Raw genomic sequence first — 6,912 nt, 5'->3', positions numbered from 1 at the left:
GCCGTGACGGTCACAGCCTGACCAGCGAGCGCTTCCGTCACACCGAGATCGGCGGCCATGGGTGTCAGCAGGCTGGCAGGAAGATATTCTGCTGTCAGTAAGCCAAATACGCCCATAGTCAGTGAAATCACGGCCATCCATGCGGATTCTTTGGGTTCAGAACAGGTTAAACTTGCGGATACAGCTTCAGTTGCTTCATTTCTCATAACACACTCTTTCTGGAGTAAAAAATCACAGCTCCAAGTCTAGAGTCGAGCAACTGGACGATCTATGATGCCTCACCCTGATTTTTTACCCGAAACTCCGAATATGCATGTGAATAAATATTTTGCCCTGTCATCCGAGCTCATCAGTGAATTGCTGCTGGAAATGCGCCTGCGTGGCGTGCAGTATCGTCGCTTGCAGACGGGTTCTGAGTTTGGCGTCGGTTTTAGCAACAGGCCGGGACACGCCTATTTTCATTACATCGCCGTGGGTACTGCGCTGCTTCGCACAAGTGAGGGTACGTTGCACGAACTGCACGCCGGCAGCATGGTGTTCATGCCGCAGGGTGAGGAGCATCAGCTTTTATCGGATGCCAGCTGTTCATTTCAACATATCGACACGTTCGGCTCTGCGCCATTAGGCGAGGCCGTCAGCGGAATTAACACCTGCCCGAGTTCGCATCCGACACCCAGCACGGTTCTGTTTTATGGCTGTATGGAGTTCGATCTTGGTGGAATGCAGGGCCTGGGTAAACTGATGCCGCAAGCCATCGTGGTTGAGGCAAACGAACAAATTTATCCGGGGCTGGTTCCCGTTCTGGGCGCGATGAAATCGGAAATCTGTTCCGGACGCGCGGGCTTTGCGGGCATTCTGGCACGCCTCGCAGAAGTGGCGGCGGCCATGATTGTGCGTGGATGGATCGAAAACGGTAGCGAGAACGCCGCAGGCCTGATCGCTGCGTTACGTGATCCACGACTTGCCCGCGCCATTCTGGCCATTCATCGTGATACAAGCCGGGAGTGGTCTGTTGCCGAGCTTGCTGCCCAGTCGCATGTGTCGCGTTCTGTTTTTGCTGAACGCTTCAAATCAATCATCGGCATACCTCCCCAGCGCTATGCAAGAGAAGTGCGGATGCGCATCGCGGGTCACTGGATTACTCACGATAAGATCTCAATTGACACCGTTGCTCTACGTCTTGGCTATGCCTCGCAGGCAGCGTTTAGCAGAGCGTTCAAGCGCATCAATGGCTATCCGCCGGGCGCTATGCGTCAGCGAACAGCGAGAGGCGTTATTAAAGATCCTGAGCTAATCAGCCGATAAGTCCGGATCAGCTCTTGTGGCCCGAAGATGCCGCATAACAGGCTCCAGCGGTGCCGCGATAGAAAGCCTGACGTTCTCATTATCAGGCATTTTTTAGCACCTAATGGGTTTAGAAGCAGAAATAAATGTGTTCAGCATCATCAGCAAACAACGGAATCACCAGCATGCATATCGCGTTCAAACCTACATTTTCTGCCGTTTGGTCCACGGATGCACAGGGCATTTGCATTGCCAGCCAGGAAAGCCCTGAAGGTCTGATGCCATTACTTAAAGGCATAACGCTTTGTGAGTGGCTTAGCCTCGCGCTGGTAGAGGAAGATGCAAAAATCGCATTGCAGTTGACAGCAGCATTAGAGTTTAGGACGCCTTTTAATATAGAAGTGCCGATCAAATGTCTGGATGGAAAGTTGCGCCATGTGATTGTTTCAGGTCTGCCGGCATGCCAATCAAATGATTCTCATGCACAGTTTAGTGGCTTCGTTTTAGATGTTACCGGACAGCGCAAAGCACTTCAGGACGCGCTGCGTACGGCGACAGAATATCGTCTGTTAATAGAAAACAGTACTGATCTGATCGCCCACTGCGATGCGGAAGGCCGGTACGTTTCGATCTCTCCTTCTTATAGCGAAATGATAGGCTGGTCATCCGATGAAATAGTTGGCCAACTGGTGGTGGACTTCCTGCATCCTGAAGATAGAACACCTGCTGAGGTCGTTCTGGCAAATATCTTCAACGGTGCTGAGTTACCAGACGTCGTTGAGGTGCGCAAGCGGCATCGTAACGGCCACTACATTACACTTGGTACTAAGGCCTGCGGCGTTAGCGATCCCTCTACAGGTAAAAATATCGGGGCAGTGCTGGTTTCGCGCGATATCACCCGAGATAAAGAAAAGATGATGATGCTTGAGCGGCTCGCTACCCGCGACACGTTAACCGGACTGCCAAACCGAGCCTGGATCAACGACAAAGTGCAATCCATGCTGACGCACGTAGAAGATCCTTCGTATACGACTGTACTGTTTATCGATCTAAATGGATTCAAAGCCGTTAACGATTCGATGGGGCACGCAATGGGTGATATGTTGCTGCAGCAGGTAAGCGAACGGCTACAAAGTTGCATGCGCCAAGGCGACTCGTTAGCACGCCAGGGAGGAGACGAGTTTGTCGTGGCAGCAAAGTGCAGTAGTCATGATGCTGCAGCCGGTATTGCACTGCGCCTCATAGACGGCCTGAAAGCTCCTTTTTCTATTAGTGGCGTGGAAGTAAAGATCGGAGCATCGATTGGTATCAGCCTTGCGCGTTTCGGGACGAAAACGGCCAAAACGTTATTCGACAATGCCGATAAAGCGATGTATCAGGCTAAAGCACGACGTGATGGGTCATATCAATTTTTCCAACCTGATACGCCGCCGTTGTAAGAAATTTGCCAGAAGAGGCCATGGCGAACATCGTTGACACCGTTTGGGCATAAAAGGCCCGACTTCCAGTATGATTTTGACTTCTACTGGCATTACAGGTAGCAGTGATGCCCTTTTGAAGCCAATCAGAGAAAGAATAAGAGCGCAATTTAAGGGAAATTGTTCTTATTTTACACCTGTTTTTAAGACGTTCTTCGTTTCTAAAATAATGTAACTAAAAAAAGAGAAAATATTTACCCCCAAAAAATATTAATTTAAATTTAGTGATGGGTGAATTTAATTTAAATTAATGCTTTGAAAAGGCTTAATTTAACTTAAGTTATTCGTGGTAACTAAAGTGATTCTTATAATTTCCGGGCGTGATAAACTTGAGTGAAGCCCTTATTAATTTGCCGCGCAGGCAGGGTTAATTTCACTGTCTATAATTTCTGTTCTTCTGCAAATCATCCTGAACTTTTAGAGAATTATAAATGAAAATATCTACACGCCTGGCTGCGGGTTTCAGTCTGCTCATTATTCTTTTCGTATTGTGCACGGGGATTGCTCTGAACGCATTATGGCAGGCGCGGGATGGGATGGAAGATACGGTTAATAACAAGATGAAGCGCTTTACGCTGGTTCAGGATATGCGGGGAATTGCTCGAGATATGGCTATTGCCGTTCGCAACCTGGCGTTACTGAGCGATCCCGTAGAAATGCAGCCTGAATGGCAAAGATTAATCTCGCAGCAGAAAAATTATATTGATAAGCGTCGTGAGCTGGTGGAAAGCATGACGATCAATGTTTCATCTCAAGGGAAGGAGGCTCTTGATAAGGTCGTTTCCTCAGAGAGCGCCGCGATGGAGACCTTAATGATCGCAGGGAAGATGGGACTCGATAACCGTCAGCAGGAAGCAACGGTTTACCTCTTGAAAACTGCGCGACCGGCGCAGCAGGCATTAATGGGAGCGCTGGATGCGCTGACGAATATCGAAATGACACTCAGCAAGGAGACAATGGCTGAGAATAGTGCATCCACGACACGCACAGCGTTTATTTTATTAATAATGGCGGCACTCTCGGTGATTATTTCTGGGGTGACCGGTTATTTCATCGTACGCGTACTGATGCGTCAGCTAGGCGGCGAGCCCGCCCAGGCACAAGAACTTGCGGCAGCCATCGCCGCGGGGAATCTGACAACCTCAATAACCTTGCGCCGTAACGATAAGCACAGCCTACTGGCATCGTTAGATCGTATGCAGGAGAGTCTACGTGGGCTGGTATCACAAATTAAAGACTCGGCTGGATCTGTTGCTTTAGCCGCAGATGAGATATCGAAAGGCAACACAGAACTTTCATCACGTACTGAACAGCAGGCCGCTGCGCTTCAGGAAACGGCCGCAAGTATGGAGCAACTTACGGCAACGGTGAAAAGTAACACTGCAGGTGCGCAACAGACGGCACAAGTTGCACGTGGGACAGCAGATCTGGCGCGAGCAGGCGAGGCAGATGTGCAGAAAATGTCGGATACGATGAACGAGATTTCTCTAAGCGCGACAAAAGTGAGGGATATTACTTCAGTCATTGAAAGCATTGCCTTCCAGACCAATATTCTTGCACTCAATGCCGCCGTTGAAGCTGCTCGCGCCGGTGAGGAAGGAAGGGGATTTGCCGTTGTTGCCGGTGAAGTCAGAACGCTAGCACAACGAAGTGCGACTGCTGCGCGGGATATAAAACACCTTATTGAGCAGGCCGTAGGGCAGGTGGAAAGTGGGGTGAATGTGGCGACAGGAACCGGCCAGAGCATCATGAAAATCGTCAGCATGGTAGGTGAGCTCGCGGATGCGATGGACGAGATATCTCTGGCTTCTTCCGAACAAATGCAGGGGATTTCGCAGGTCAGCATTGCCGTTAGTCAAATGGACGGCGTAACACAGAACAATGCTGCATTGGTTGAAGAATCCTCCTCTGCGTCACAAGAGCTTTCTGCCCAGGCGCATGCTTTACGTGGCATGGTTGAAGCATTCCAGGTGTAATAAATCTCATTTACGTTGGGGCCCTAGTCTGGGCCCCGCATTATTTTATCTTTTGCCTACGACTCCGCGAGAATCAGCCTCAGGCATGCTTCTTCTGTGGCTCTTCCCGTTAGCCTATAGCTTAGTCGCTAACCAAATCCGATTACCGCAAAGTGGATAACACCTCCATTACAACCCATATTCCCCACGCAGCAGCCCAAACAGCCAATCGTTATGCCACGCATTTTTCAGCCAGTAACTTTCCCGCAGCTCACCTTCTAATACAAAACCAACTTTTTCCAGCAGTCGACGAGAGGGCGTATTGCCTGCGGTGACAGTGGCACTCAAACGTCGAATGCCGCCTTCGCCGAACGCATAGTCACAAATGGCGCGAAGCGATTCGTGTGCATAGCCTTTGCCTTGCGCTTCCGGTGCGAACAGAAAGCCAACTTCGGCACAGTCGCTATCGCGATGAATATAGCCGTTAACACCGATGCAATTGCCCGATTGTTTCTCCCGCACCACCAGACACAACCAATGCGCGCTGCGTGGCGACCAGAGCGGCAATCTTGCTGTGAAGTCGGCGTGAATTTTTTCTTCAGATTTTGCATCGGCAATGTAATGCATGACCTGTGGCGAGAGCTGGAGCTGACGGAAGAAAGCCCAGTCGTCTTCGGTGATTTGCGAGCAGGTGAGTCTGAGGGTTTCGAGACGCAGTTTAGGGGTCACATTTCGCCTTCGTTTGTCGGATACGAAAGTGAATTAAGGTAAACCAGGTCGCCATAAATGGCGACCCTACAAATCACAACTGGAACCGTAACGCCACGCCAAACGCTTGCTCGGCACCGACAATAATCGCCGAAGCTTCCTCGCGGAACGGCACGTCGCCGAGCAGCAGGCTGGCTTTCACTTTGCGCAGATCCGTGGTGCGTAAGCTCAATCCTGCCATGCGCGCGCTGCCGTCGTAATCAATCGGCAATCCGGCGAAGCGCTGTGTCACATATTCCGCAGAGGCAAAGCGCACCGTCGCCACGCCCGCTTTGAGCACAAACGCGCCTTCCTGACAGGCGGTGAGTTTATCGGCACCAAACAAGCGGCTGTAAGGCTGGGCGGCGGCGGCGGGATCCTGCGCCACCACCACGAACTCGACGATATCGCTCACGCCATTGGGATGGACGCGCCACGCGTCCTGCCATACCGAATCCGGCGTGTCATGCTGGCAAAAGAAGCTGCGACCGTTCTGCACCAGTGACGGGCGCAGCCGCACGGTGCGGAAACGCGCGTCCTGCTCGGTGCCGTCCGGTAATGTCACGGGGCGGAAAAAGCTCGCGGGCAGATCGCCGTCAATGTCCTGGCTCTCCAGATAGCGCCACACCGCGTCGGCATCCTCGGTTTTCCACACTAAACCGCTGAGGCCAATCGGCGACTGCCACAGATCCTGGCGCAGATTGTCGCGCCCAGCTTCAAACCCCAACAGTTCCAGATAGTTATCACCAAAAATTGCCAGATGATTACTGGAGCCGAGCGAGTGATGGCCGCGCTCGGTCAGCTGAAATCCCAGGCGACAAAATAGCGCGCTGGCGTCATCCAGCTGGCTGGCAACGTTGATCACCACGTGGTCGAGACGTGGAACAGGTACAGAAATCGTCATCGCTTTTCTCCTTGCTCTTAGGGTCACGATGCCAGCGCCTGTTGCTGGCGCAGCGTCAGCAATGCGCGCTGGGCCAGTTCTGTGAAGTAATGCACCGCCGGCTCCAGCATCGCTTCATCAGGATCGAATCCGGCGTGATGCAGGCCAAATTCACTGGCGCTGCCGATGCTGACGAACGCGCCTGGCAGCTGCTGCAGGTAGAAGGCGAAGTCTTCGCCGCCCATTTGTGGCGTGCCAACTTGGGTTTGATAGCCTTGCTCAGCTGCCAGATCCAGCGCGAAATCGGCCCATTGAGGCGTGTTGACCAACGAAGGCGGGCCTTCCTGCCATACCAGATCCGCCTGCGCGCCAAACCCGGTGGCGATGCCATTGATCAGCGCTGTGATTTTCTGTGGGATCTGCGCGCGAATCGCCGCGTTGTGAGTGCGCACCGTGCCTTCCAGTTCCACCGTTTGTGGCAGCACGTTCCAGCTGTTGCCTGCGGTAAAGCGCGTCACGCTGACCACCAGCGACTCCAGCGAACTGAACACGCGGCTCGGCAGCG

General features: G+C 52.3%; 6 protein-coding genes and 1 pseudogene. 3 read left to right on the top strand and 4 right to left on the bottom strand.

The window, feature by feature from the left end:
* A pseudogene (locus RTM06_RS21795) lies at positions 1–206 on the bottom strand (MFS transporter); the annotation flags it as partial.
* 64 nt (positions 207–270) lie between these two features.
* Here RTM06_RS21795 and RTM06_RS21790 point away from each other — a divergent pair.
* From RTM06_RS21790 to RTM06_RS21780, 3 genes are all read left to right on the top strand, one after another.
* Positions 271–1,305, top strand: a complete 1,035-nt coding sequence (locus RTM06_RS21790; protein WP_256698813.1) for an AraC family transcriptional regulator — start codon at positions 271–273, stop codon at positions 1,303–1,305.
* Positions 1,306–1,469: 164 nt separating this feature from the next.
* Positions 1,470–2,723, top strand: a complete 1,254-nt coding sequence (locus tag RTM06_RS21785) for a diguanylate cyclase domain-containing protein (RefSeq protein WP_312184693.1) — start codon at positions 1,470–1,472, stop codon at positions 2,721–2,723.
* Positions 2,724–3,193: 470 nt separating this feature from the next.
* Positions 3,194–4,738, top strand: a complete 1,545-nt coding sequence (locus RTM06_RS21780) for a methyl-accepting chemotaxis protein (RefSeq protein WP_256698811.1) — start codon at positions 3,194–3,196, stop codon at positions 4,736–4,738.
* A gap of 168 nt (positions 4,739–4,906) precedes the next feature.
* Here the strand turns inward: RTM06_RS21780 and RTM06_RS21775 are convergent, their stop codons facing one another.
* The 3 genes from RTM06_RS21775 to RTM06_RS21765 all read right to left on the bottom strand — a co-directional run.
* The gene (locus RTM06_RS21775) at positions 4,907–5,446 is read right to left on the bottom strand and encodes a GNAT family protein (protein WP_312184691.1); all 540 of its coding nucleotides are present in this window, start codon (positions 5,444–5,446) and stop codon (positions 4,907–4,909) included.
* A gap of 73 nt (positions 5,447–5,519) precedes the next feature.
* Positions 5,520–6,368 (bottom strand): VOC family protein, encoded by an 849-nt coding sequence (locus tag RTM06_RS21770; protein ID WP_312184690.1) that lies wholly within the window; start codon positions 6,366–6,368, stop codon positions 5,520–5,522.
* A gap of 23 nt (positions 6,369–6,391) precedes the next feature.
* The coding region (locus RTM06_RS21765; protein WP_312184689.1) for a M20/M25/M40 family metallo-hydrolase at positions 6,392–6,912 on the bottom strand (521 nt) is incomplete at its 5' end.

The organism is Pantoea sp. CTOTU46764 (genome assembly GCF_031974595.1).
Classification (GTDB): Bacteria; Pseudomonadota; Gammaproteobacteria; order Enterobacterales; family Enterobacteriaceae; genus Pantoea; species Pantoea trifolii.
This window is presented reverse-complemented; position numbering and strand designations above follow the sequence as displayed.